This is a genomic window from Variovorax robiniae (genome assembly GCF_037889955.1).
In the GTDB taxonomy this organism is placed as follows: domain Bacteria; phylum Pseudomonadota; class Gammaproteobacteria; order Burkholderiales; family Burkholderiaceae_C; genus Variovorax; species Variovorax robiniae.
In genome coordinates, this window is record NZ_JBBKZS010000004.1 from 480,097 (window position 1) to 505,094 (window position 24,998).

The 24,998-nt window shown below is 67.0% G+C and carries 26 protein-coding genes; 17 read left to right on the top strand and 9 right to left on the bottom strand.

Translation table 11 applies throughout. The annotated features are described in order from the left end of the window. Positions 1-11: 11 nt before the first annotated feature. The 5 genes from gloA to WKW79_RS13260 form a co-directional block, all read right to left on the bottom strand. Positions 12-548, bottom strand: coding sequence for a lactoylglutathione lyase (gloA, locus tag WKW79_RS13240; protein ID WP_340335608.1), 537 nt, complete (start codon positions 546-548; stop codon positions 12-14). Further along, entirely contained in the window at positions 545-892 is a 348-nt protein-coding gene (locus tag WKW79_RS13245) for a ribbon-helix-helix domain-containing protein (RefSeq protein WP_340335609.1), read from the bottom strand. Before WKW79_RS13245 ends, gloA begins: the two co-directional genes overlap by 4 nt. Before the next feature lie 30 nt (positions 893-922). Next, on the bottom strand, positions 923-2,491 hold the full coding sequence (locus WKW79_RS13250; RefSeq protein WP_340335610.1) for a GMC family oxidoreductase: 1,569 nt from the start codon (positions 2,489-2,491) through the stop codon (positions 923-925). Between the two features lie 48 nt (positions 2,492-2,539). Continuing rightward, the gene (locus tag WKW79_RS13255) at positions 2,540-3,163 is read right to left on the bottom strand and encodes a twin-arginine translocation signal domain-containing protein (protein WP_340335611.1); all 624 of its coding nucleotides are present in this window, start codon (positions 3,161-3,163) and stop codon (positions 2,540-2,542) included. A gap of 121 nt (positions 3,164-3,284) precedes the next feature. Then, the gene (locus WKW79_RS13260) at positions 3,285-3,623 is read right to left on the bottom strand and encodes a c-type cytochrome (RefSeq protein ID WP_340335612.1); all 339 of its coding nucleotides are present in this window, start codon (positions 3,621-3,623) and stop codon (positions 3,285-3,287) included. Between the two features lie 142 nt (positions 3,624-3,765). Here WKW79_RS13260 and WKW79_RS13265 point away from each other — a divergent pair, with 142 nt between their 5' ends. After that, positions 3,766-4,797 carry an aldo/keto reductase gene (locus WKW79_RS13265; protein WP_340335613.1) on the top strand — a complete coding sequence of 344 codons (1,032 nt, stop codon included), beginning with the start codon at positions 3,766-3,768 and terminating at the stop codon, positions 4,795-4,797. Between the two features lie 17 nt (positions 4,798-4,814). On the opposite strand, the gene WKW79_RS13270 is transcribed toward WKW79_RS13265, so the two are convergent. Beyond that, entirely contained in the window at positions 4,815-5,243 is a 429-nt protein-coding gene (locus tag WKW79_RS13270; RefSeq protein WP_340335614.1) for a cupin domain-containing protein, read from the bottom strand. Positions 5,244-5,464: 221 nt separating this feature from the next. Between WKW79_RS13270 and WKW79_RS13275 the strand changes: the two genes are divergently transcribed. The 9 genes from WKW79_RS13275 to WKW79_RS13315 all read left to right on the top strand — a co-directional run bounded on the left by WKW79_RS13275 (position 5,465) and on the right by WKW79_RS13315 (position 15,004). Next, positions 5,465-6,466 (top strand): autoinducer 2 ABC transporter substrate-binding protein, encoded by a 1,002-nt coding sequence (locus WKW79_RS13275; RefSeq protein ID WP_340335615.1) that lies wholly within the window; start codon positions 5,465-5,467, stop codon positions 6,464-6,466. 7 nt (positions 6,467-6,473) lie between these two features. Then, positions 6,474-7,958, top strand: coding sequence for a sugar ABC transporter ATP-binding protein (locus tag WKW79_RS13280; protein WP_340335616.1), 1,485 nt, complete (start codon positions 6,474-6,476; stop codon positions 7,956-7,958). Continuing rightward, positions 7,951-8,958 carry an ABC transporter permease gene (locus tag WKW79_RS13285; protein ID WP_340335617.1) on the top strand — a complete coding sequence of 336 codons (1,008 nt, stop codon included), beginning with the start codon at positions 7,951-7,953 and terminating at the stop codon, positions 8,956-8,958. Before WKW79_RS13280 ends, WKW79_RS13285 begins: the two co-directional genes overlap by 8 nt. Further along, positions 8,958-9,944: an ABC transporter permease gene (locus WKW79_RS13290; protein WP_340335618.1), complete on the top strand. Its 987-nt coding sequence runs from the start codon at positions 8,958-8,960 to the stop codon at positions 9,942-9,944. The genes WKW79_RS13285 and WKW79_RS13290 overlap by 1 nt, the downstream gene beginning before the upstream one ends. A 171-nt stretch (positions 9,945-10,115) precedes the next feature. Then, positions 10,116-10,370 carry a hypothetical protein gene (locus WKW79_RS13295; RefSeq protein ID WP_340335619.1) on the top strand — a complete coding sequence of 85 codons (255 nt, stop codon included), beginning with the start codon at positions 10,116-10,118 and terminating at the stop codon, positions 10,368-10,370. Between the two features lie 74 nt (positions 10,371-10,444). Continuing rightward, on the top strand, positions 10,445-11,734 hold the full coding sequence (locus tag WKW79_RS13300) for a putative DNA modification/repair radical SAM protein (RefSeq protein WP_340335620.1): 1,290 nt from the start codon (positions 10,445-10,447) through the stop codon (positions 11,732-11,734). Positions 11,735-11,776: 42 nt separating this feature from the next. Beyond that, on the top strand, positions 11,777-13,363 hold the full coding sequence (locus WKW79_RS13305; RefSeq protein ID WP_340335621.1) for a UdgX family uracil-DNA binding protein: 1,587 nt from the start codon (positions 11,777-11,779) through the stop codon (positions 13,361-13,363). Positions 13,364-13,588: 225 nt separating this feature from the next. Further along, a complete protein-coding gene (locus WKW79_RS13310; protein ID WP_340335622.1) occupies positions 13,589-14,347 on the top strand; it encodes a hypothetical protein in 759 nt (252 codons plus the stop codon). A 57-nt stretch (positions 14,348-14,404) separates the two neighbouring features. Next, positions 14,405-15,004: a hypothetical protein gene (locus WKW79_RS13315; protein ID WP_479694194.1), complete on the top strand. Its 600-nt coding sequence runs from the start codon at positions 14,405-14,407 to the stop codon at positions 15,002-15,004. A gap of 24 nt (positions 15,005-15,028) precedes the next feature. Here the strand turns inward: WKW79_RS13315 and WKW79_RS13320 are convergent, their stop codons facing one another. Further along, positions 15,029-15,835, bottom strand: coding sequence for a helix-turn-helix domain-containing protein (locus WKW79_RS13320; RefSeq protein ID WP_340335624.1), 807 nt, complete (start codon positions 15,833-15,835; stop codon positions 15,029-15,031). A 205-nt stretch (positions 15,836-16,040) separates the two neighbouring features. Here WKW79_RS13320 and WKW79_RS13325 point away from each other — a divergent pair, with 205 nt between their 5' ends. The 7 genes from WKW79_RS13325 to WKW79_RS13355 all read left to right on the top strand — a co-directional run bounded on the left by WKW79_RS13325 (position 16,041) and on the right by WKW79_RS13355 (position 23,232). After that, positions 16,041-17,039 carry a Gfo/Idh/MocA family protein gene (locus WKW79_RS13325; RefSeq protein ID WP_340335625.1) on the top strand — a complete coding sequence of 333 codons (999 nt, stop codon included), beginning with the start codon at positions 16,041-16,043 and terminating at the stop codon, positions 17,037-17,039. Positions 17,040-17,048: 9 nt separating this feature from the next. Beyond that, positions 17,049-18,548 carry a GMC oxidoreductase gene (locus WKW79_RS13330; RefSeq protein WP_340335626.1) on the top strand — a complete coding sequence of 500 codons (1,500 nt, stop codon included), beginning with the start codon at positions 17,049-17,051 and terminating at the stop codon, positions 18,546-18,548. Positions 18,549-18,679: 131 nt separating this feature from the next. Beyond that, positions 18,680-19,687: a sugar ABC transporter substrate-binding protein gene (locus tag WKW79_RS13335; RefSeq protein WP_340335627.1), complete on the top strand. Its 1,008-nt coding sequence runs from the start codon at positions 18,680-18,682 to the stop codon at positions 19,685-19,687. Between the two features lie 15 nt (positions 19,688-19,702). After that, on the top strand, positions 19,703-20,692 hold the full coding sequence (locus WKW79_RS13340) for an ABC transporter permease (protein ID WP_340335628.1): 990 nt from the start codon (positions 19,703-19,705) through the stop codon (positions 20,690-20,692). Positions 20,693-20,694: 2 nt separating this feature from the next. Continuing rightward, positions 20,695-21,498, top strand: a complete 804-nt coding sequence (locus WKW79_RS13345; RefSeq protein WP_340335629.1) for an ATP-binding cassette domain-containing protein — start codon at positions 20,695-20,697, stop codon at positions 21,496-21,498. A 19-nt stretch (positions 21,499-21,517) separates the two neighbouring features. Then, complete coding sequence (locus tag WKW79_RS13350; protein WP_340335630.1) at positions 21,518-21,973, top strand: RbsD/FucU family protein; 456 nt, start codon at positions 21,518-21,520, stop codon at positions 21,971-21,973. After that, positions 21,970-23,232: an ROK family transcriptional regulator gene (locus tag WKW79_RS13355; protein WP_422823885.1), complete on the top strand. Its 1,263-nt coding sequence runs from the start codon at positions 21,970-21,972 to the stop codon at positions 23,230-23,232. The genes WKW79_RS13350 and WKW79_RS13355 overlap by 4 nt, the downstream gene beginning before the upstream one ends. A gap of 28 nt (positions 23,233-23,260) precedes the next feature. Here the strand turns inward: WKW79_RS13355 and WKW79_RS13360 are convergent, their stop codons facing one another. Both WKW79_RS13360 and WKW79_RS13365 read right to left on the bottom strand, forming a co-directional pair. Beyond that, a complete protein-coding gene (locus WKW79_RS13360) occupies positions 23,261-24,061 on the bottom strand; it encodes a class I SAM-dependent methyltransferase (protein WP_340335631.1) in 801 nt (266 codons plus the stop codon). A 50-nt stretch (positions 24,062-24,111) separates the two neighbouring features. Continuing rightward, a partial coding sequence (locus tag WKW79_RS13365) for a hemagglutinin repeat-containing protein (RefSeq protein WP_340335632.1) occupies positions 24,112-24,998 on the bottom strand: 887 nt, incomplete at its 5' end.

A 24,998-nucleotide genomic window follows, 5' to 3' on the forward strand; every position in this document is an offset into this window, starting at 1 on the left:
CTGCCGCGTGTTCAGCGGCCCAGGTTCTTCAGCCGCGAGGGGTCGACGATCTCGATCCAGTAGCCGTCCGGGTCCTTGATGAAGGCCACATCTTTCATCTTGCCCTGCTCGGGGCGCTTGACGTAGGGCACCTGGTTGTCGTCGAACCATTGGATCGCGGCGTCCAGGTCCGGCACCGAGAAGCAGATGTGGCCGAAGCCCTGCGGCTGTGCGTTGCCGTCGTGGTACTTGAAGTCCGGGTCGCTTTCGGTGCCCCAGTTGTGGGTGAACTCGAGGATACCGGTCTGGCTGAAGGTCCAGGCGGTGCGCTCGCCGATGTCCTCCGGCGGCGGGTTGTTCGCGACGGGGCGGTGCAGGAAGTACAGCGAGAACTTCATCTCCGGGAAGTCGAGCTTGCGCAGCACGCGCATGCCGAAGATGCGGGTGTAGAAGTCCAGCGCGACGGCCGGGTCCTTCACGCGCAGCATGCTGTGGTTGAAGACGAAACCTTGCGAAGCCGCGGAGGGTTGGGCGCACACGCCCGGGTGGTTTTCAGTGTCGAAGCTCATCGTGCGTGCGCTACTGCCAAAGGGTGGATGGGTGTCAGCTTGGGAGGGGTGGCGATGGTACGCGGTGCCTGCTCTGCAGCCATCAGCCGCCGCCGAAGATAACGCATGCAGGTCACGCGCAGGAAGGATGCGAAGTTGGGCACCTCCCCGCGGTGCGCCATGATCTCGTCGTGGAAGAGGGCGATCAGGGCGTTGGTGGTGCGGCCTTCCTCCTCGGCCATTTCGGCCAGGGTGTCCCACATCATGTTTTCCAGGCGCAGGCTGGTCAGCACGCCGTGGATGCGCACGGTGCGGGATCGTTGCTCGTACTGGATCGGGTCGGCCTTGACGAAGAACTCACACATGGCTTGCCTCCTTGGGTGGGGCCGCAACGCTCAGACGGTGCGGGCAGTCATCGCACTGGCAATGTACTCCGCTTGCCGGATCGCCAGCGTCACGATGGTCAGCGTCGGGTTCTCCGCGCCGCCGGTGGTGAACTGGCTGCCGTCGCTGATGAACAGGTTGGGGATGTCGTGCGTCTGGCCATGCGCGTTGCAGACGCTGGTCTTCGGGTCGGCGCCCATGCGGCAGCTGCCGAGGTTGTGCGTGCTCGGGTAGGGCGGTGTACGGAACGACTTGATCGCGCCAGCCGCCGCGTAGACGCGCTGGCCCTGGCGGAAGGCATGCTCGCGCATCGCGAGGTCGTTTTCGTGGTCGTCGAAGTGCACGTTGGGTATGGGGCTGCCCCACTTGTCCTTGAGCGTGGCATGCAGCGTGATGCGGTTGCTCTCGCGCGGCATGTCCTCGCCGACGATCCACATGCCGGCGATGTTGGTGTAGTTCTCCATGTACTCGGTGAAGCCGCTGCCCCAGCCGCCCGGGTCCAGGAAGGCGGCCATGAAGGGCACGCCCAGGGCCAGCGTCTCCATCTCGTAGCCGCCGACAAAGCCGCGCTTCGGATTGTTGTGGGCTTCGTCGCGGATGATGCCGGCCATGGTCGTGCCGCGGTACATGTTCACCGGCTGCTTGAACAGGCCGTAGACCGATCCGGTCAGGTGCCGCATGTAGTTGCGTCCGACCTGGCCGGAGCTGTTGGCCAGGCCGTCCTTGTAAGTGTTGGACGCGGACAGGAGCAACAGCCGCGCCGTCTCGATCGTGTTGGCCGCCACGCAGACCACGCGCGCCTTCTGCCGCTGCTCCTTGCCGTCCTTGTCGAAGTAGACGACGCCCGTGACCTTGCCGGCGTCGTTGTGCTCGATGCGGGTGACGTGGCTTTCCGGGCGCAGGTCCATGTTGCCGGTCTTCTCGGCCTTGGGCAGCTCGGTGTAGAGCGTGCTCCACTTGGCGCCGCTCTTGCAGCCCTGGAAGCAGAAGCCCAGTTGCATGCAGCGGCCGCGGCCGTCGCGCGGCTGGCTGTTGATCGCCATGTTGCCGGTGTGCACCTGCTTGTAGCCGAGCTTGGTGGCGCCGGCGTACATCACCTTGAAGTTGTTGTTGCCCGGCAGGCCGGGGATGCCGTTGGTGCGGGTCACGCCCATCTTGTCTTCGGCGCGGGCATAGAAGGGCTCCAGTTCCTTGAGAGTGACCGGCCAGTCCATCAGGTTGGCGCCCTTGATCTCGCCGTAGGTGCTGCGCGCCTTGAACTCGTGTTCCTCCAGGCGCAGCGACGCACCGGCCCAGTGGGTGGTGGTGCCGCCAACGGTCTTGCAGGTCCAGGCCGGCAGGTTCGGAAAGTCCTTGGCCACGCGCCAGTTGCCGGAGGTGGTGCGGTTGTCCAGCCAGGCGAGCTGGCCGAAGGACTTCCATTCGTCGTTGATGAAGCTGGCGCTGGACTGGGTTGCGCCGGCCTCCAGCACCACGACCTTGATGCCCTTCTGGGCCAGCTCGTTGGCCAGTGTGCCGCCGCCGGCGCCCGAGCCGATGATGACGACCACCGAGTCGTCCGTGTTGTCGAACTTCGCCATTTGTCTGTCTCCTGCTTGCTGTGTACGCGTACGTGGCTGGCGAGGGCTTCAGCCGAGGAACGGCGGAGGGCTGGCGGCTTGCGGCGGCGCCGGGAGCCACTTCAGGTCCTGGAAGCCGCGTGTGATGTAGCCGCCCTTTTCCCAGGCCGAGCCGGGGTAGCCGAGTGCCGCGAAGGCCATGTCGTTGTCGTACAGCGAGGTCACGCATTGGCCGCGCACGGTGTTGAAGAAGGGTGTGCCTTCGATGGCCTTGACGGCGGCCAGTTTCTTCGCGGCAGGGGCCTTCATGAAGCTGCCGCCGGTGGCCTGGTCGAGGCTCGCGATACCGGCTTTCACGACCGGCAGCGCGTCGGCCTTGCCGTCGAGGTCCTTGGCCAGCAGCGCGTAGACGGCGTCGGGCAGCTTCTTGTGCGGGTAGAGCACGCGGCCCATGGCCATCAGCGTCTGGCCCTCGCTTTCGCTGAGCTGCTTCAGCTCCAGCGCCCAGACGGGCGAGGGGGCCAGCGCGGCCAGCACGGAGCCGGCGGCGATGGTGCCCATGAGGATGCCGGAGCCCTTCAGGAACTCGCGCCGCACCAGGGGCAGGTCGAGCTTGGGAACCTGGCCGTTGTCTTCGTCGCTGCACGCATCGGCGCCGGCAAGGCCCGACGGTGCGATGGGGATCACACGCATGTCATGTCTCCTGTTTCATCGTTCGACGGGCTCGATCCGGCCCTGTGCTGCGCAGTGTTGCACCCGCTTTCGGGCGCCGGGTTTTAGCTGGCTACCTACAAGGGAAAGTACTCCCCGGGCGTCACTTTGCGCCGCCCAGGATCCATTCCGCCAGCTTCTTCGCATCGGCTTCCGGCACCTGCGGTTGCGGCGGCATCGCCAGGTCGCCCCAGCGGCCGCTGCCGCCGTTGCGGATGCTCTTGACCAGCGTGGCGACGGCGTCCTTGTCGTCCTTGTACTTGGCGGCGACATCCTTGTAGGCGGGGCCGACGAGTTTGGTCGCCACGGCGTGGCAGGCGAGGCAGCTGTACTTGGTGGCGAGGGCCTGGTTGGCGAGGGAGGGCGGCGCGATGGCGCCGAGCAGGATCGGCAGGCCGAAGGCGGCAACGCGCCGAGCGAGTCGCTTCTTTGTGGGATGCATGGTCGTGTCTCTTCGTGTTGTGGGGCGAGACGATTATTCGGCGCGGTGGCCCGATGCGGGTGGTAGCTCGCTACCTACGCGCCGCGCAAGAAACGGCGAGCCGCGCTAAGCTCGCGCGGCATCCAACGAGGAGACATTCGCAATGAAGTCACGCAACTTCCAGACGCGCAACGGCACGAACCTGGCGTTCTCCGCCATCGGACTGGGCACCGCGCCCATGGGCGACCTCTACGAACTGCTCGACGAGAAGACGTCGATCGCCACCATCGAGCGGGCCTATGCCAGCGGCGTCAAGGTGTTCGACAGTTCGCCGCACTACGGCAACGGGCTGGCCGAATCCCGCATCGGCGCCGGCCTGCGGCATGTGCCGCGCGACCAGGTCATCGTCTCGACCAAGATCGGCCGCGTGATGGATGCCTTCACCAAGCCGCCGCCCAAGAACCCCGACGTGTACTCGCCCGGCTTTGCCGGCGGCTACCCGCATGCGCCGCGCTTCGACTACAGCTACGACGGCACGATGCGCTCGGTCGAGCAATCGCTGCTGCGCACCGGGCTGAGCCGCATCGACGTGCTGCTGATCCACGACTGCGACGTGTGGACGCATGGCCGAGTCGATGCCGAGCGCTACTTCAAGGAGGCGATGGACGGTGCCTACAAGGCGCTCGACAAGCTGCGCAGCGAGAAGGTGGTGGCGGCCATCGGCTTCGGCATCAACGAGTCCGACGTGAGCGTGAAGTTCGCCAAGGCCGGCGACTTCGACGTGGCGATGCTGGCGGGGCGCTACTCGCTGCTCATCCAGAACGGCCTGGCCGAGTTCCTGCCGCTGGCGCAGCAGAAGAACATGGGCGTGATGCTGGCGGGCGTCTTCAACTCCGGCATCCTGGCCACCGGCGCGGTGCCGGGCGCGCACTTCGAATACGGGCCTGCGCCGGAAGACATCATGGAGCGCGTGCGCAAGATCGAGAAGATCTGCGCGGCGCACGGCACCTCGATCCGCCGCGCGGCACTGCAGTTCGCGATGGCGCATCCGGCCGTGGTCACCGTCGTGCTTGGTGGCGTGAAGCCGGAGGAGATCGAAGCCAACGCGGCCGATGCGGATGCCACGGTGCCGGCTGCGCTGTGGAGCGACCTGAAGTCTGCTGGCTTGCTCGACCCGGCCGCCCCGACAAGCTGACTTGCCAAGTCAGGTTTTCAACCCCATGCACCCTGGGCTTCTTCCCAGCCGATCACCGCGATCGGACTGCCGTCCGGCTTGATGAAGGTCAGCGGGCCAAGGAAGGTCATGTAGAACTCGCTGTCTTCCGGGAAGTTCGTCTTGTCGTGCCGCGCGCCCGAGGACTCGAATCCGTAGCCCGGCGCGACGGCGGTGGCCCCGCCCGCGGCCTTGCCGCCTCGCACGTCCATCCTGCCCTTGGTCAGCAGGTATTCGCCCGGGCCGGCATGGATGTGCGGCGCGAAGGACGAGCCCGCGGGGCAGTCGAAGATCGCCGTCCAGGCGCCCGAGCCGGGCGACACGTTCAACAGCTTCCAGCGAATGCCGCCAGTGGAGAAGGCGTCCGGGAAGGGCTGCCATTCCACCTCGTCGATCTGCACATATTCTTCAGTGGTCTTCGGCTTCATGTCGTCTCCATCGTGGGTGAGTGGAACGCGGGATTGAACTGCAAATCGCACGAGAACGCATGACGCGATTGCACAGCCCATTCGTCGATATCAGGGTAAGCCGCGCCGCAGCCCCGTTGTCAATTGCAAGCGCCGGTACTAGCATTTGTGCAGCTTCGCGTTCTCACCCTGGGAGGGCAATCAAGGCTCGCCAAAAACGCGGGACAACATGGAGACAACCAGTGAACAGACGCAAGACTCTCAAGACATTGGGAAGCGCGGCCATGGCCGGCGCATCGGGGCTCGCCAGCCGACTCGCCTTCGCGGCGAATCCGTCGATGGTGACCGTGGTCAAGATCGCGGGCATCCCGTGGTTCAACGCGGTCGAGAAGGGCATCGTGAAGGGCGCCAAGGACTTCAGCATCGATGCCACCATGGTCGGCCCGGCCAATGTCGACCCGGCGCAGCAGGTCAAGCTGCTGGAGGACCAGATCGCCAAGAAGGTGACCGTCATCGGCCTGGTGCCGCTCGACGTAAAGGTGTGCGAGCCGGTGCTCAAGCGGGCGCAGGCCGCGGGCATCAAGGTCATCACGCATGAAGGGCCGGAGCAGGAGGGGCGCGACTGGAACGTGGAGCTGATCGACTCGGTCAAGTTCGGCGAGGTGCAGATGCAGCGCATCGCCAAGGACATGGGCGAAGAGGGCGAATACGTGGTGTACGTCGGCACGTTGACCACGCCGCTGCACAACAAGTGGGCCGATGCGGCCATTGCCTACCAGAAGAAGAACTACCCGAAGATGAAGCTGGCCGCGGACCGCTTCCCTGGCGCGGACGAGATCGACACTTCGTACAAGACCACGCTGGACGTGATCAAGGCGTATCCCAACCTCAAGGGCATCCTGGGCTTCGGCTCCAACGGGCCGATTGGTGCGGGCAACGCGGTGCGCGAGAAGCGCCTGGGCAAGAAGATCGCGGTGGTCGGCACGGTGCTGCCTTCGCAGGCCAAGGACCTGATCGCCGACGGGATCATCCGCGAAGGCTTCCTGTGGAACCCGACGGATGCCGGCTACGCGATGGTTGCGGTCGCGCGGCTGGTGCTCGATGGCAAGCCGATCAAGGACGGCGTCGAGATCCCGGGGCTGGGCAAGGCGTCGGTGGACGTGCCGGGCAAGCTGATCAAGGTCGACAAGATCATGCGGATCAACAACGAGACGATCGGCGGTTTGATCGCTGGCGGTCTCTGAGGATTGCTTGGCCAACTTCCTCGAACTGCAAGGGATCTCCAAGCGCTTCGGCGGCGTCGTCGCATTGCGCGACGTCGACCTCTCGCTGGCCGCCGGCGAGGTGCATTGCCTGGTCGGTGAGAACGGCTCGGGCAAGTCGACGCTGATCAAGATCATCTCCGGCGTGCTGGCGCCGGAGCCGGGCGGGCGCATCGTGATCGAGGGGCGGGAGTATCCGCACCTCGATCCGGTGCACTCCACCGCCTGCGGCATCCAGGTGATCTACCAGGACCTGTCGCTGTTCCCCAACCTTACGGTGGCGGAGAACATCTCCATTGCGAGCCACCTGGGGCGGCCGCAGGTGGTGAACTGGAAGCGGCTGCGCGCGACGGCCGCGGCTGCGATGGCGCGCATCGGCGCGTCGCTGGACCCGGACGAGCGGGTCGAGGACCTGTCGATCGCCAATCGGCAACTCGTCGCGATCTGCCGCGCGATGGCGGCGGATGCCAAGCTGGTCATCATGGACGAGCCGACAGCCTCCTTGTCGCGGCACGAGGTCGATGCGTTGATTCGGCTCGTCGCCGACTTGAAGCGTCACGGCATCTGCATCGTTTTCGTCTCGCACCGGCTCGATGAAGTCATGGAAATCGCCGAGCGCGTGACGGTGCTGCGCGATGGCGCCAAGGTCGGCGAATTCCCGGCGCGTGAGATGGATGACAAGAAGCTCGCGACGCTGATGACCGGCAAATCCTTCGCCTACAAGACCTCGCTGACGGATTCGACCACCGCCGATGTGGTGCTGTCGGTGAGCCACCTGACGCGCACGGGCCAGTACGAGGATGTGAGCCTGGACATCCGCGCGGGCGAGATCGTCGGGCTGACCGGACTGCTCGGCTCCGGCCGCACCGAGTTCGCGCTGTCGCTGTTCGGCATGAACCGGCCGACTTCGGGCGAGATCCGGCTGAACGGCAAGCCGCTCGCGCTCAAGACCAATGCGCAGGCGATCGAGGAGGGCATCGCCTATGTCTCGGAGGACCGGCTCAACCTGGGGCTCGTGCTGGAGCAGCCGATCTCCTCGAACATCCTGGTGACTGTGCTGGACAAGCTGACCAACGGCATCGGCCTGGTGCCCGAGCAAACGCGCCAGGCGACGGCACAGCACTGGATCAAGGAGTTGGCCATCAAGGCGCCGAACGCGGACAACGCGGTGCGTACGCTGTCCGGCGGCAACCAGCAGCGCGTGGTGCTTGCCAAGTGGATGGCGACCGCGCCCAAGCTGCTGATCCTCGACAGCCCGACCGTCGGCGTCGACATCGCGGCCAAGGACGGCATCTATGAAGTGGTGCGCGCGCTGGCGGCGAAGGGCGTCGCGATCCTGCTGATCTCCGACGAGATCCCGGAGGTCTTCTATCACTCGCACCGAGTCCTGGTGATGCGCGGTGGCAAGCTCGTCGGCGAGCGCGTGCCGCACGAATCAAGCGAAGAGGAATTGCAGGCGATGGTCGATGCCTAAGTCATCCGGAACCTCCGCGCTCCAGCGCTTCAGACGCAGCCACGAGTTCTGGCTGCTCGCCGTCATCCTGGTGCTGTCGCTGGCGCTCTCGCTGGCGACCGACAGCTTCCTCACCATCCAGAACCTCTACGACCTGCTGACCTCGAATGCCTTCATCGGCATCCTGGCCTCGGGCCTGCTGGTGGTGCTGATCTCGGGCGGCATCGACATCTCGTTCACGGCCACGGCGTCGATTGCGCAGTACATAGCGCTGACCATCGGCATCCAGCACGGCCTCGGCTGGCTACCGCTCTTCGCCATCGCGGCGGCGGTGGGCGTCGTGTGCGGTGTGATCAATGCGGTGTTCATCACCAAGCTGCGCATCTCCTCGATCATCGTGTCGATCGCGACGCTCAACATCTTCTACGGCCTGCTCATCTTCTCGACCGGCGGCAAGTACATCACCTCGCTGCCGAAGTTCTTCCGCGACGGCATCTGGTGGTTCGAACAGGAGGACGCGAGCGGCGTGCCCTATGCGCTGAACCTGCAGATCATCGTGCTGGTGCTGGCGTTCCTCGCGGCGTGGCTGCTGCTGAACCGCACCAACGTCGGCCGGCAGATCTATGCGATGGGCGGCAACAAGGATGCGGCGCAGCGCCTCGGCTTCCATGTGTTCCGGCTCAACGTGCTGGTCTACGGCTACCTGGGTTTTGTCGCGGGCGTGGCCTCGCTGGTGCAGGCGCAGCTCGCGCAATCGGTGACGCCGACGGTGCTGGTCGGCAAGGAACTCGATGTGCTCGCCGCGGTGGTGCTGGGCGGTGCGAGCCTCACCGGCGGCGTGGGCACGGTGATGGGTGCGATCCTTGGCGTGGCGCTCTTGGCGATCCTGCAGAACGGGCTGGTGCTGATCGGCGTGTCCTCGTACTGGAACCAGTGGTTCGTCGGGCTGACGATCCTCGTCGCCGTGTCGATGACGGCCTGGTCGGAGCGCCGTCGTCGCGCAACGAAGGCGATCAACTGATGGCGCTCGCACGCTTCCTGCGCGGCGGCACGGTGCCGATGTTGTCGCTGGTGCTGGTGGCCTTGCTGGCGGTGTTCGGGTTGCTGCTCGGCCAGCGCTTCTTCAGCGTCGGCTCGCTGCAGTCCATGGCCTTCCAGTTGCCGGAACTGGGCATCCTGTCGCTGGCGATGATGGTCACGCTGCTGTCGGGCGGGCTCAACCTCTCGATCATCGCGACCGCCAATCTCTGCGCACTGACGATGGGCTGGGTGCTGACCACGCAGGTGCCGGGCGCGGAGGGCTTCATGTGGGGCGGCTGGCAGGTGATTGCCATCCTCGCCGGGATGGGCGTGGCGCTGGTGGTCGGCCTCATCAATGGCTACGTCATCGCCTACCTCGGCGTGTCGCCGATCCTCGCGACGCTGGGCACGATGACGCTGTGCAAGGGCCTGTCGATCGGGCTCACGCGCGGCAACGTGATCTCCGGCTTTTCGGAGCCGATCGTGTTCCTGGGCAACGGCACGCTGGCCGGCGTGCCGGTGGCGCTGATGATCTTCCTGGCGCTCTGCGTGCCGATGGCGGTGCTGCTCAACAAGAGCCCGTTCGGCCACAAGGTCTACATGATCGGGTCGAGCGAGAAGGCGACGCGCTATTCGGGCGTGGACACGCGGCGGGTGCTGCTCGGCGTGTATGTGCTGTCGAGCCTGTTGGCCGTGGTCGCGGCGCTGGTGATGATGGCGCGCTTCAACTCGGCCAATGCCTCGTACGGGGAGAGCTACCTGCTGGTGACGATCCTGGCGGCGGTGCTGGGTGGCGTCGATCCGTTCGGCGGCTTCGGCAAGGTGGGTGGCTTGGTGATGGCGCTCATCCTGCTTCAACTGATTTCGTCGGCGTTCAACCTGCTGGGCTTCAGCCCCTTCCTCACGCTGGCGATCTGGGGGGCGCTGATCATCGCGGTGACGGCGGTGGGGGTGCGACTGGAAGGGTTTGGCGGGCCGCGAAGGTGAGCCTTTGAACAGGAGTCGGGGAAGGGCGCGTGCCTCGACGCTGGCCCGATTCGTCGTGACCGTTCGCATCCCGGATCGCAAGCCGGCTGCCCGACGAACGTCGTGCCTGCATGCCTACATCGCGAGGGTGGCGTACGGCATATCAATGGGGCGCTGAATCAAGGAGCCCTCATGCAACCACAACGCGAATCGGTCTTCGACCAAGTCAGGCAATACGACCAGCAAAGACCGGACTTCCCGGGCGAGCATGTGATCGTGCTCGGCGTGGGCGCCCTGCTGCTGTGGAAGGCGGCCAGCGGCCGTTCGGTCATCGGGCGCATGCTGGCTGGCGCCTTGGGTACCGTGCTGGTCGGCCGCGCGGCGAGTGGCACCGGTGGTGTAGCGCGGATCGCGCAACTGCTGGCCGGCAATTCGCAACCGCGCTGAAAGTGCGGCCGGGCTGACAACGTGATCGACGGCCTGTACTCGGTCACCAGGGAAGAGTAGGATGTACTGGATATATGTCCAGTGTTCAGCGCAAGCTCGCCATCCTCGCCGACGCCGCCAAATACGACGCCTCCTGTGCCTCCAGCGGCAGCAGCAAGCGCGACTCGGTCGGCGGGCGGGGTATCGGCTCGACCGAAGGCTCCGGCATCTGCCACAGCTACGCGCCCGACGGCCGCTGCATCTCGCTGCTGAAGATCCTGCTCACCAACTTCTGCCAGTACGACTGCCTCTACTGCGTCAACCGCGCCAGCAGCAACGTGCAGCGCGCCCGCTTCACGGTCGACGAGGTGGTCCAACTCACGCTCGACTTCTACCGCCGCAACTGCATCGAAGGCCTGTTCCTCTCGAGCGGCATCATCCAGAGCCCCGACTACACGATGGAACAGGTGGTCGAGGTGGCGCGCGCGCTGCGTGAGGATCATGACTTTCGCGGCTACATCCATCTGAAGACCATTCCGGACGCCTCGCCCGAACTGCTGCAGAAGGCCGGGCGTTATGCCGACCGACTCAGCATCAACATCGAGTTGCCGACAGTGCAAGGCTTGGAGGCGTTGGCGCCCGAGAAGGACGGCGCCGCCATTCGCCGCTCGATGGCACGCCTGCGCGTGCACATCGACGATGCGAAGGGCGCGGCGTACGACGACGCGGCCATGCAAGTCGTCTCGATGCCGGGCGCCAAGCCGGGCAGGGCGGCGGCGCCGAAGTTCGCGCCGGCCGGGCAGAGCACCCAGATGATCGTCGGCGCCGACGCCACCGACGACCGCACCATCCTCTCGACCAGCGCGAATCTCTACGGCGCGTATCGCCTCAAGCGCGTCTACTACTCCGCCTTCAGCCCGATCCCCGACGCGTCGCGCAATCTGCCCCTGGCCGCGCCGCCGATGGTGCGCGAACACCGGCTCTACCAGGCCGACTGGCTCATGCGCTTCTATGGCTTCACGCATGACGAGATCGTGCCGGCATCTGCCGACGACAAGGGCGGCATGCTGTCGCTCGACGTCGACCCCAAGCTGGCCTGGGCGCTGGCGCATCGCGATCGCTTTCCGGTCGACCTCAACCTCGCACCCCGAGAGATGCTGCTGCGCGTGCCGGGCCTTGGCGTGAAGGCCGCGGAGCGCCTGTTGGTGGCGCGGCGCGTGCGGCGCCTGCGCTGCGAAGACCTGAAGCGGCTGCATGTGCCGATGCGCAAGGTGATGCCCTTCGTGCTGCTGGCCGACCATCGGCCGGGGCGGGCGCTGGAAGCCAGCGACCTCGCAGCACGGCTCAAGTCCGCGCCGGTGCAGGCTTCGCTCTTTTCCGCCTGAGCGCCTACAGCGTGGCCCGGCGCGCGGCAGCAGATTGCGCCCATGTTTGCCCATGCCGCCGCCGCGCTCCACACCGTCACGCTCGACGGTGACACCGACTGGCCCGGCTTCCGCCGCGAGGCCCGCGCACTGCTCGCGCAGGGCGTGCCTCCCGATGCCATCGCCTGGCACACGCGGGCGAGTGCAGCGGAAGACTTGTTCGCGGCGCAATCCGCTGTTGATCGACCTGCGGCCGAGCGACCGTCTCCAACCATCGCCAGGCAATCCTCGCAACTCGCGGGCGAGCGGTCGTCGCCCGCGACAGCCACGGTCCCGCCCGACTTCATCACCCTCTGCGAAACCGTCGTCCTGCACCGCGACCCCGCCCGCTTCGGCCTGCTCTATCGCCTGCTGTGGCGCCTCACGCACGAGCCCGCGCTGCGCCACGACCCCATCGACCCCGACCGCGTCCAAGCCGACCAGATGGCGAAGGCCGTCCGCCGCGACATGCACAAGATGACCGCCTTCGTCCGCTTCCGCACCATCGGTCCGCAAGGCGATGAAGCGACGCCGCTGCACGTCGCCTGGTTCGAGCCGGAGCACCACATCGTCGAGGCCACCGCCCCATTCTTCGTGCGCCGTTTCACCCAGATGCGATGGGCCATCCTGACGCCGGAGCGTTCGATCGAGTGGGACGGCGAGACCCTGCGCTTCGGCCCCGGCGCCCGCAAGCAGGACGCGCCGCCGGCCGATGCCGGCGAGGCCCTGTGGCTCACCTACTACCGGCACATCTTCAACCCCGCGCGGCTCAAGCTCGCGATGATGCAGAAGGAGATGCCGCGCCGGTACTGGCGCAACCTGCCCGAGGCCGAACTGATCAGCCCGCTCGCGGCCGAGGCCGTCTCGCGCAGCGGGCGGATGATCGAGGCGCCGGCCACCACGCCCGCGCGCCGCATCGTGCCCCTGGCGAATCACGAGGAGCAGCGCATGTCCACCTCACACCTGAAGCTCTCCGCCGATCCCGACAAGGCGCTGGCCCAACTCAAGGCCGCCACCGAGCGCTGCCGCGAATGCCCGATCGGCGAACACGCCACCCAGTCCGTGTTCGGCGAAGGCCCGGTGAACGCGGCGCTGATGGTCGTCGGCGAGCAGCCCGGCGACCAGGAAGACCTGCGCGGCCATCCCTTCGTCGGCCCGGCCGGCAAGCTGTTCGACCGCGCCTGCGCCGACCTCGGCTGGCCGCGCGACCGGATCTGGGTCAGCAATGCCGTCAAGCATTTCAAGTTCGAGTTGCGCGGCAAGCGCCGCATCCACAAGACGCCGAGCCAGCAGGAGGCCGCGGCCTGCCTGCACTGGCTCGAAAGCGAGATCGCCCAGGTGAAGCCGCGGGCCCTGGTCGCCCTCGGCGCGACCGCGGCCCGCGCCCTGCTGGGCCGCCCCGTTGCCGTGATGAAAGAGCGTGGCCAGTGGCACGAAGGCCCGCGCGGGGAACGGGTGCTGGTCACCTTGCATCCCTCTGCGCTGCTGCGCGGCGACCCGTCGCAGCAGGACGACGCCTATGCCGCCTGGATCGCCGATCTTTCGTTGGCCACTGACCTGGCTTTGGGCACCTCGGATCGGGAAGGCGTACCTAGGTCGCGGCGAGATTGAGGCGTCAGCGACGTTTCCACTTGTAGCGCCATCCGAAAAGTTGTAGCGTCACCCGCATCGCCATCGACAGCGGGATCAGCCGATGTCTTACACGTGCCAAGGCCGCACCGCTGCACCTTGCATGCGGCAGGTTTCCTGCCATCGTCGACGAGCCAGGAGCCCCAGCATGTTGTTCAGCCGCCGTGTCGAAAAGTTCTGCGTCGCAGGCCGCGCACCGCGTGGACGATGATGGCCGTCGCGATATCACCCTCGTCGAGGACTTCCACGCCGGGCATCGCGTTTGGCGATCTGCTGGATCTCGCGCGATGGGGCAGCCGGGCGCCTCGCAGCGTGTGCGAGGCGTGCCAGACCATCAACCTCGCATCGCGCCGCTATTGCAAGGGCTGCACGGGCAAGCTGCCCGCGTACTACGCGACGAGCGAACCGCCATCCGCATCCGCGCAAGGTCCCGTGCCGATCAAGGCGCGACGCATCCCCCTGGCGTCGAGCTGCATGGGTGCGTTCCTGATCATCATTGCAGCCGCCGCCGGCATTCCGCTGGGCGAGTCTTCTCCGTCCGCCTCGCCCGCGCAGCGCGCCATGCTGCAACCGCTCGCCCCGGTCGAATTGCCGGAGCAGGCCGCGGTGCCCGTGACGGTGCAGCCGGAGCCCACGACCCATGCGATGGTCGAGTCGGCACCCGAGCCTGCCTTCTCCGCTACCGAAGAAGAGGAAGAAGAGTCCATCGCCGAGTCCCCGGCGGAGCGACCCTCGCGGAAGGCCGCAGCGGTGCGAAGGCAGGCGGCGGCGCCACAGCATGCGCCAAGTTCGCAAAGCGCGTCCGCCCAGTTGGCCCGCTGCGACGAGATGAACTTCTTCGCCCGCGCGATGTGCGTGAACCGCACCTGCGCGCAGCCTGGCGCAGCCCGCGCTTCTTCCTGTGCGCAGCCGATTCGCCAGCGTCGGCTGGATGAAGCGCGGCGCAACCCGACCCTGGTCGGTTGAGAGGAGGGAATGCCAGCCACTTGCCCCACCTGCGGAACCGATAACCGCGACAGCGCGATGTTCTGTCGCGGATGCCTTGCCAAGCTGCCGGCCTTTGCGCCCACGGCGCCGTCGCTGCTGGAATCCATGCGGGCGGAGTCGATGGGCGCGGCAAGCGCTGGTCGACGCGGGGGTGCGTCCCTGCGCTTGACGGGCGCGCAGGCCATGACGGTGTGGCTGTGTTTTGGCGTATTGCTGCTGGTGGGCGTGCTGGCTCTGGTGGTCTGGGCGTCCACGTCGGCGCGCGTGCCGCACATGCGCGCGCCAGCGGGCGTGCCCGTGGCGCAGGCCGCGGTCCCGCCGCCGCGCCTGCATGCGGAGGAGCGCGAGGTCCTGACCGCTGCGCATCTGCCGGTGCCGAAGCCCGAGTCGACGTGGGAAGAGAAGGCGACAGCCCAGCCGATCATCGAGGAGGCCGCCACGCCAGCCCCCGGCATGAAGGCGCGACCTGCCCGGGCCGTCCCGGTCAGCAACGCCAAGCCGCGCAAGGACCGCCGCCTGACACCCGTGGCCATGTCAGGCGCCCGCGCCGCATGCGACCGCTACAACCCCTATGGCGAAGTGCTGTGCACCCAAGGCGGCTACCCGTACCGGACCTGGCGCAACAGCAGGCGATGACGCGTTGATGGGCGACGGCCGCCGTCAGGCCGAATACTGCGCCCTGAACTCCTTCGGCGTCATGCCCTTCAGCGCGCGGAACTGCCGTGTGAAATACGCCGCCTGCGTAAAGCCTGCCGCCTCGGCAATGTGCGCGATGGGGCGGTTGTCCTCCAGCAACATCGCGCAGGCGTGGCCGATGCGCAGGGTCGCCAGATAGCCGCTCACCGTGGTGCGCGTGCAGCGCTTGAAGAAGCGTTGCAACTGGCTCTCGCTCATCGCCGCCAGCTCGGCCAGGGTGGCAAGCCGGATCGGCTCGGCATAGTGCGCATGCAGATGGGCGAGCACGCGGTCCAGGCGAGCGCGCTCGCGCGGCGCATCTTCGCCGGCAAAACCCTGCAGGGCGAGCGGCTCGCGGCTGGCGTCGGCGGCCAGCATCAGCAGGATCTCGACAAGGCCGAGCCAGCGTGCCGCCGGTGCGGCATCGATCAGGCCGAGCAAACGCGGACGCACCAGCGCCGCCGTGCCCGGCCCGAAGAACAGGCCGCGAGAGGACTCCGCCAGCAACTGCCCGATGCCACCCAACTCCGGGTAGGGCAGGGTCAATCCCTCGGCCCATTGGCGCGTGAACCAGGCCACGACCGCGTGGTGCGGCTGCCCAGGTTGCAACGCGCTGCGCGACTGCCATGCATGCGGCAGGTTCGGGCCCACCAGCACCAGGTCGCCATCGCCATAGCGCGCCACGTGGTCGCCCACGAAGCGTTCGCCGACGCTGTTGAGCGTGAGCGTCAGTTCGTATTCCGGGTGGTAGTGCCAGTTGAACGGAAAAGCCGGCAGGCGGCGATCGAACAAGGTCCATGACTCGCCTCGGCCGACGCTGACTTGCTCGAATCGGGGGCGCAGGGGCATCGCTTGCGAGTGGAGTGATTTGCATCGGCGGACGGCCGACGACATGCGGCAATTGTGCAAGAAGCTGCGGCATCCCTGCCATGCGCGATGGGGCGTCACACCTACGCTTCATTCACCGTGTCGCTGTTGGCACGCAAGGAGACTTCGAATGAAAGACACCCTCGGCTGGGGACTGATCGGCGCCAGCACCATCGCCCATGAATGGATGATCGATGCGATCCGCGCGCAACCCGGCCACGCCGTTGCGGCCGTGATGAGCGGCGATGCGCAGCGCGGCGCGGCCTACGCGACAGCGCACGGCATCCCCGCATCGACCACGTCGCTCGACGAACTGCTCGCCAACCCGGCCGTCGACGCGGTCTACATCAGCACCACCAATGAACTGCATGCCCCGCAAGCCATCGCCGCCGCCCGCGCTGGCAGGCATGTGCTGTGCGAGAAGCCGCTCGCCATGACGCTGGCCGATGCGCAGGCCATCGTCGCGGCCTGCGAGGGCGCAGGCGTGGTGCTGGGCACCAACCACCACTTGCGCAACGCCGCCTCGCACATCGCCATTCGCCAACTCATACGCGATGGCGCGATCGGCCAGCCGCTGTTCGCGCGCGTCTTCCATGCGGTGAAGCTGCCCGCCCACCTGCAAGGCTGGCGCGTGCACAAGCCCGACGCGGGCGGCGGCGTGATCCTCGACATCACCGTCCACGATGCCGACACGCTGCGCTTCCTGCTCGATGCGGAGCCGGTCGAGGCCGTGGCCATGAGCCAAGGGGACGGCCCGGTGGAAGACGGCGTGATGGCCGTGCTGCGCTTCGACAACGGTGTGCTGGCGCAACTGCACGATGCCTTCAACGTGGCCCATGCGGGCACCGGCATCGAGATCCACGGTACGGCCGGCTCGATCATCGGGCGCGACGTGATGACGCAGCGGCCCGTCGGCGAGGTGTTGCTGCGCACCGCTGAGGGCGAGCGCCAGATAGCGCTCGTACCGCACGACCTCTATGCCCATTCGCTCGCGCAGTTCGCGGCAGCGGTGCGCGGGGAGGGTGTGCCCGCGGCCTCCGGTGAGGACGGGATGCGCTCCCTGGCCGCGGCGCTGGCCGTCGTGGAGGCCTCGCGCACGGGCCGGCGGACGCCCGTTCGTCTCGCCTGAAGGAGCGGCGTGGACTACGACATCGTCATCATCGGTTCCGGCGCTGGCGGCGGCGCCATGGCGCTCAGCCTGGCCGGCACCGGCGCGCGCATCCTGATCCTCGAGCGCGGCGAGCGCCTGCCGCGCGAGCCGCAGAACAACGACCCCGAGGCGGTGTTCGTCGAGCGCCGCTACCGCGCCCACGAACGCTGGCAGGACGGCGAGGGCAGGGCGTTCACGCCGGGCCAGTACCACTTCGTCGGCGGCCACACGAAGTTCTACGGCACGGCGATGTTCCGCCTTCGCGAGCAGGACTTCGAGGCCGTCGAGCATGAAGACGGCCTCTCGCCCGCGTGGCCCATCCGCTATGCCGACCTGGAACCCTTCTATGCCGAGGCCGAGCAACTGTTTCATGTGCACGGCCACGCCGGCGTCGACCCGAGCGAGCCGCCGCGCAGCAGCGCCTACGCGTTCCCGCCCGTGCTGCACGAACCCCTCATCGGTGAGTTGGCCCTCAAGCTGCAGGCGCTCGGCCTGAACCCCTTCCACATGCCATCCGCCATCGACCTGCGCGAGGGCGGCCCCTGCCTGCGCTGCGGCACCTGCGATGCCTTCCCCTGCGCGGTGCAGGCCAAGGGCGATGCGGAGAAGTGCCTGGTCGACCCGGCCCTGCGCCACCCCAACGTCACCCTGCAGACCGGCAGCGAAGTCACGCGCCTCGTCACCGATGAACGGGGCCACAGGATCGTCGCCGCCGAGGTCCTCCACAAGGGAGAGCGACAGACGGTGCGTGCGCCGCTGTTCGTCCTCAGCGCGGGTGCCATCAATTCGGCCCTGTTGCTGCTGCGCTCGGCCACGCCGCGCCATCCGAACGGGCTGGCCAATACCTCCGGCTGCGTAGGCCGCCACTTCATGAACCACAACACGACCTGCCTCATGGGCATGCTGCCGCTGACCGTGAACGACACGCGCTTCACCAAGACCCTGGCGCTGAACGACTTCTACCTCGGCGCCGCCGACGAGCGCGTGCCCCTCGGCAACGTGCAGATGCTCGGCAACATCCAGGAGCCCATGGTCCGCTCGGCCATGCCACGCATGCCGCGCTGGGCCGGCCGCATGCTCTCGCGCCACAGCGTCGACTGGCTGGTCATGTCCGAGGACCTGCCACATCCGCAGAGCACCGTGCGCCCGCTTGCCGGCGGCGGGGTGGAACTGAACTGGCATCGCACCAACATGGCCACGCATCACCGCTTCGTGAGCCGCACCAAAGGGCTATTGAAGCGGATCGGCTTCAGCGCCATCCTGAGCCGCCCCTTCGGCATCGACACGCCCTCGCACCAGTGCGGCACGGTCCGCATGGGCGACGACCCGGCGCACTCCGTACTCGACCGCTGGTGCCGCAGCCACGACCACCCGAACCTGTTCGTGGTCGACGCCAGCCATTTCCCCTCGTCGGGCGCCCTCAATCCGGCCCTGACCATCGTCGCGCAGGGCCTGCGGGTCGGGCGTCATATCCGGGAAACTACTTAATAAATCTAATTGATTTAGTTAGTCGGCACGCCCACAATCCCTCCACGCCACCGGGCATGCAAACCCGGCGACGCAGGCCCTCACCACCCAACGCGGCCGCCCATCGACCGCAAACGCCAATGGAGACACTCATGCCGAAGACCCCGATCCGCATTGCCCTCACCATCACCGCCGGCCTCTGCGCCGCAGGCTTCGCCGTCGCGGCGGACCAACCGGTGGTCGGGCTTATCACCAAGACGGACACCAATCCGTTCTTCGTGAAGATGAAGGAGGGCGCCCAGGCGGCGGCCACCGCCCAGGGTGCCAAGCTGCTGAGCGCCGCCGGCAAGCAGGACGGCGACAACGCCGGCCAGGTGACGGCCATCGAGAACATGATTGCGGGCGGCGCCAAGACCATCCTCATCACGCCCAACGATTCCAAGGCCATCGTGCCGGCCATCAAGAAGGCGCAGGCGCAAGGCGTGATGTTCATTGCGCTCGACAGCCCGACCGACCCGGCCGACGCCGCCGACGCGCTCTTCGCCACCAACAACTACACGGCCGGCGAGCTCATCGGCAAGTACGCCAAGGTCGCCATGGCCGGCAAGCCCGCCAAGATCGCCACGCTCGACCTGTTCCCCGGCCACCCGGTCGGTGCGCAGCGCCACAACGGCTTCATGAACGGCTTCGGCCTGAAGTCGCTGGACGCCAAGAGCAATGAACTGGCGAAGGACGCGGCCGTGGTCTGCATGGCCGACAGCTTCGGCGACCAGGCCAAGGGCCAGACCGCGATGGAGAACTGCCTGCAGAAGAACCCCGACATCAACCTCGTCTACACCATCAACGAGCCCGCCGCCGCCGGTGCCTACCAGGCGCTGAAGAACGCCGGCAAGGAGAAGGGCGTGGTGATCGTCTCGGTCGACGGCGGTTGCGCCGGCATCAAGAACGTGAAGGCCGGCGTCATCGCCGCCACCTCGCAGCAATACCCGCTGAAGATGGCCTCGATGGGCGTCGAGGCCGGCGTGGCCTATGCCAAGAACGGCACCAAGGCCAAGGGCTACACCGACACCGGCGTCACGCTGATCACCGACAAGCCGATGGCCGGCGTCGACAGCAAGGACACGAAGGTCGGCACCGACCTTTGCTGGGGCAACAAGTAAGCGCCGGGACATGACATGAGCACCGCCGCCGCCACCCCCAAAGCTGACACCGGGAGCAAGATGAAGCTCCCGCCGGTCGCCACCCTCGGACCGCTGATCGCGCTGCTGATCGCAGTCGTGTTCTTCTCGACCCAGAGCGACCGATTCCTGTCGGTTCAGAACTTCTCGCTGATCCTGCAGCAGGTGATGGTGGTGGGCACGATCGCGATCGGCCAGACGCTCATCATCCTGACGGCCGGCATCGACCTGAGCTGCGGCATGGTGATGTCGCTGGGCGGCATCGTCATGACCAAGCTGGCAGTGGCCAGCGGGATGAACGAGTACCTGGCCATCCTGTGCGGGATCCTGGCGTGCATGGCCTTCGGCCTGGTCAACGGCCTGCTGGTCACGCGCATCAAGCTGCCGCCCTTCATCGTGACGCTGGGCACGATGAACATCGCCTTCGCGATCACGCAGCTCTACTCGGGTGCGCAGACCATCACCGACCTGCCGCCTGCGATGACCTTCTTCGGCAACACCATCTCGCTGGGTGGCGCGGCGCTCAACTACGGGACGATCTTCATGATCGTGCTGTACATCTTCATGTGGTGGGGCCTGCGCGACACGCAGCCCGGGCGGCACGTCTACGCGGTGGGCAACAACCCTGAAGCGACCCGCCTGACCGGTATCGCGACCGACAAGGTGCTGCTGATGGTCTATGTGACAGCCGGCCTCTTCTACGGCATTGCCTCGCTGCTGTCGGTGGCCCGCACCGGTGTGGGCGACCCCAACGCCGGCCAGACCGAGAACCTCGACGCCATCACGGCCGTGGTGCTCGGCGGCACCAGCCTCTTCGGCGGTCGCGGCATCATCCTCGGCACGCTCCTCGGCGCGGTGATCGTGGGTGTGTTCCGCAACGGCCTGACGCTGATGGGCGTGGCCTCGGTCTACCAGGTGCTCATCACCGGCGTGCTGGTCATCCTGGCCGTCGCCACCGACCAACTGTCTCGCAAGGGAGCCCGCTGATCATGACCACTCCAGTTCATTCCCACGGCCCGCTCGTCATGGAGGCCAAGGGCCTGGTCAAGCGCTACGGCAACGTCACGGCGCTGGACGGCGCGGACTTCGAACTTCGTGCCGGCGAGATCATGGCCGTGATCGGCGACAACGGCGCCGGAAAGTCCTCGCTGATCAAGGCGCTCTCCGGCGCCACGATTCCCGACGAGGGCGAGGTCAAGCTCGACGGCAAGGTGATCCACTTCAAGTCGCCGATGGACGCCCGCAAGGAGGGCATCGAGACGGTCTACCAGGACCTGGCCGTGGCCCCCGCCATGACCATCTCCGAGAACCTGTTCCTCGGCCGCGAGATCATCAAGGAAGGCTTCTTCTCCAGGCTGCTGCGCATCATCGACAAGAAGAAGATGCTCGACGAAAGCATCGCCCGCATGAACGACCTCAAGGTGGGCATCCGCTCGATGACGCAGGCGGTGGAGACGCTCTCCGGCGGCCAGCGGCAATGCGTGGCGGTGGCGCGCAGCGCGGCCTTCGCGAGGCACGTCGTGATCCTGGACGAGCCTACCGCGGCGCTCGGCGTGAAGGAGGGCAACATGGTGCTCGAACTCATCCGGCGGGTGAGGGAGAAGGGCCTCCCCGTGATCCTCATCAGCCACAACATGCCGCACGTCTTCGAGATCGCCGACCGCATCCACATCGCCCGCCTGGGCAAGCGGGCCTGTATCGTGAACCCGAAGAACATCAGCATGAGCGACACGGTGGCCGTAATGACCGGTGCCATGCGCCCCGACGAACTGCCGCAGCAAGCACTGGCCTGACAGCAGACACGGGCGAACCATGCTGAAGAACATCGACCCATTGCTCGCGCCGGACCTGCTGAAGGTGCTGTGCGAGATGGGCCACGGTGACGAGATCGTGCTGGCCGACGCCAACTTCACCGCGCATTCCCTGGCCCGCGGCAAGCCGATCATCCGGCTGCCCGGCGTCGGGATGCGCGAGGCCTGCGCGGCGGTGCTGTCGGTGCTGCCGCTGGATGCGGCGGTGGCGCAGCCGGTGACTTTCATGCAGGTGGGCGACACGCCGCCAGGCTATCGCTCCGCCTTGCAGCGCGACGTGATCGGGCAGATGTGTGCGCGAGGCGATGCGGGGGAGGGGCAGTGCGAGGCGGTGGAGCGCTTTGCGTTCTACGAGCGCGTCGGGCGCGCCTTTGCGATCGTGCAAACTGGGGAGATGCAGGCGTATTCGAATTTTGTTTTCAAGAAGGGCGTGATTGCGCACGCCTTGGTGCCATGAGTGTTGTCACGAGCACGAGCGCGGCGCGGCCGGCCGAAGCGCGCACCGCGGAAGCAGCGACCCCCAGGCTACGCCCGCGCGGCTCCAACCAGGTCGGCATGCGCCAGTTCAACGAGCGCGTGGTGCTGCAGGCCATCCGCTTGCACGGCGCGCTGCCCAAGGCCGAGATCGCACGCGTCACACACCTCACGGCGCAAACGGTGCAGATCATCATCGCGCGGCTCGAAGCCGACGGCCTGGTGCTCAAGCATGCGCCGGTGCGCGGCAAGATCGGCCAGCCCTCCATCCCGATGGCGCTGAACCCCGACGGCGCCTTCTCCATCGGCATCAAGATCGGCCGCCGCAGCCTGGACGTGCTGCTGGTCGACTTCACTGCGCAGGTGCGCGAGCGCCTGACGCTCGACTACGAGTTCCCCGACCCCGACACGCTGTTCGACGAGATCCGCAGCCGCCTCGCCGCACTGCGCAAATCGCTCGGCCCCAAGCGCGCGCAACTGTTGCACGGCATCGGTATCGCGGCGCCGCTGTCACTCGGGGGCTGGCAATCATTGCTCGGTGTCGCGCCCGAGCGGGCCGGCAAGTGGAGCAGCATCGACATCCAGGCCAAGGTCGCCGCCATGACCGCGTTGCCGGTGGAAATGGTCAAGGACACCTCCGCCGCCTGCGTCGCCGAACTGGTGGCCGGGCGCGGGCGCAGCATCCGCAGCTTCCTCTACATCTACATCGACACCTTCATCGGCGGCGGGCTGGTCATCGACAGCCACCTGCGCCACGGCGTCACCGGCAATGCCGGCGCGGTCGGTTCGATGCCGCTCGGCCTCGGCGGTGCGGACGGTGCGCCGCCGCGCCAGTTGCTGAGTGTCGCGTCGCTGTTCACGCTGGAGGCCATGTACGTGAAGGCGAAGCTCGATCCTGGCGCCCTTGCCGACGAGCGTGCGTTGCAGGCGCCGTGGTTGTCTGTCACGCAGGCCTGGATGCGCGAGTCGGCATTGGCCATTGCGCTGGCCATCGACAGCGCGGCGGCATTGCTCGACCTCGACGGCGTGATCATCGACGGCTCCTTCAGCCGCGAGATGCTGGCCGCGCTGCTGGCGCAGGTCGGCGAGGCCTTCGATCACTACAGCTGGGAGGGCGTGACGCGGCCGCAGATCCTGGCGGGGGCGATCGGGGCGGATGCGCGGGCCATTGGCGGGGCGCTGCTGCCGCTGTATGGCAACTTTGCGCCGGATCGGGATTTGTTCCTGAAGGTGGAGCGGTAGGGCTCGGGCGCTCCTGCCAGACGCTGGCTCAACGTGCCTGCGCGCGGGTCAGCAGGAATTGCTGCTGCATGAGGTTGTCGACGTAATAGGGTGCGACCAGTGCCTCGAATTCGCCGCGCAGGCCGGCCAGCTTCGCGGGGTCGCTTGCATAGCTCTCCACGAGTTTCTGCATGGGCCCGATCGAGCGCTCCATGAACAGCCTGAAGTGCGGAATGCTCAGTGCCGGGAAGTACATGGCGGCGCGTCCGAAGAAAGGCGCCTCGAAATGCGGTGCAAGGCGTTCCGTGACGATGGCCGGATTGCCCCATTGAGGTGGAGGCGCGGCCCCCGGGGGCGGTGGCGAGTGGCGGCCGATGAGTGCGAACATGCGACCGACCAAATGCTCGGGCGGCCAGGTGGCGAAGGCGACACGGCCGCCGGGCTTGAGTACGCGTCGCATCTCGGCAATCGTCACGTCGGGGCGTGGTGCAAACATATGGCCGAACTGGCTCAGGACGACATCGAAAGTCGCGTCGGGGTAGGGCAGTTGCTCGGCGTCGCCCACGCTCCAGGTGATCTCCTCATGGCCGGCGACCTGGCCGTTCTCGCGGGCAGCTTCAATGAGTTCGGGTGTCAGGTCGAGTGCAGAGACTTTCGCGCCGGCGCGTGCCGCGGTGATGGCCACGACGCCCGTGCCGGTGGCCACGTCGAGCACCTCGTCACCAGGCTTCAGCTGCGCGAAGTTCACGAGCTTGGCAGCCACCGGGGTGGTGAAGGTAGCCGTCGGGGCAAAGGATGCCCACATCTCGCGTTGCCGCTTCTTCAGGTCTGCAAACGGATCCTCGGCCATACCCAACCTCCGTGTTGCCCGCGGATGCGTGGGCCAAGGGCGCACTGTAATCACTCCGCGCGCAAAGGCAAGGCGCAAACCTCACGCAGGCCGCTCGCGTTGGTGGTCTGGTGCTGGAAATCGACGGACGCGCTGCTTGTGCCGCGACCCGTCATCGCGATGCTGCCGCCCGAGAAGCTGCTGCCCACGCTGGTGCTGTTGTCGTACACACCGTTGAAGATGTTGGACGTCTTGCTCGCGAGGCCCTTGTCCGTCCAACTGGCCGAGTAGGCGCCGGACTCCTTGCGCTGGCCCGCCTCGATGGTGATGTCGCGACCGGCGTTTACGCTCAGGATCGCTTGGCCCGCGTCCACCGTGGCCTGGCGCACGTAGATGTCGCGATCCGCCTTGAGCGTCGTGGTGCCGCCGCTGGTGACGGTGGTGCCCAGTTCGTTCGAACTCGTCGCCACCATGGCATGGCCAGCGCCCACGCCGGAGACGGTGCGCGACTCGGTGACGGTCTTGAGGTTGAGGTCGTTCTTCGCGATCAGGTCGGTGCCGCCGTTGCCAGCGTTGCTGACGACTGCGCCGACGAGGTTGAAGTCGCGCTGTGCGGTGGCCTTGAGGGAACCGCCAGGGTTGCTCACGTAGAGGCCGACCACCTGGTCCACCGTGGTGGCGGAGCCGCCACCGGCGGCGTTGCTGCGCGTGGTGGTCTCGATGTTGATGTCGCGACCCGCGTCGAGCGTCATCTTCTGGCGCGCATCGATGCTGCCGCCGATGATGTTCAAGTCCGCCTTGGCGTCCAGCGCCACGCTGCCGCCAGAGATCCGCCCGCCCAGGTTATTGATGGTGTCGGCCTTGATGTCCACCAGCGAACGCCCGGCGATGGTGCCGGAATTGGTCAGGTCGCCATTGCCCTGGCTGTTGATCTTGATCGTGTCAGCCGAGAGCAGGG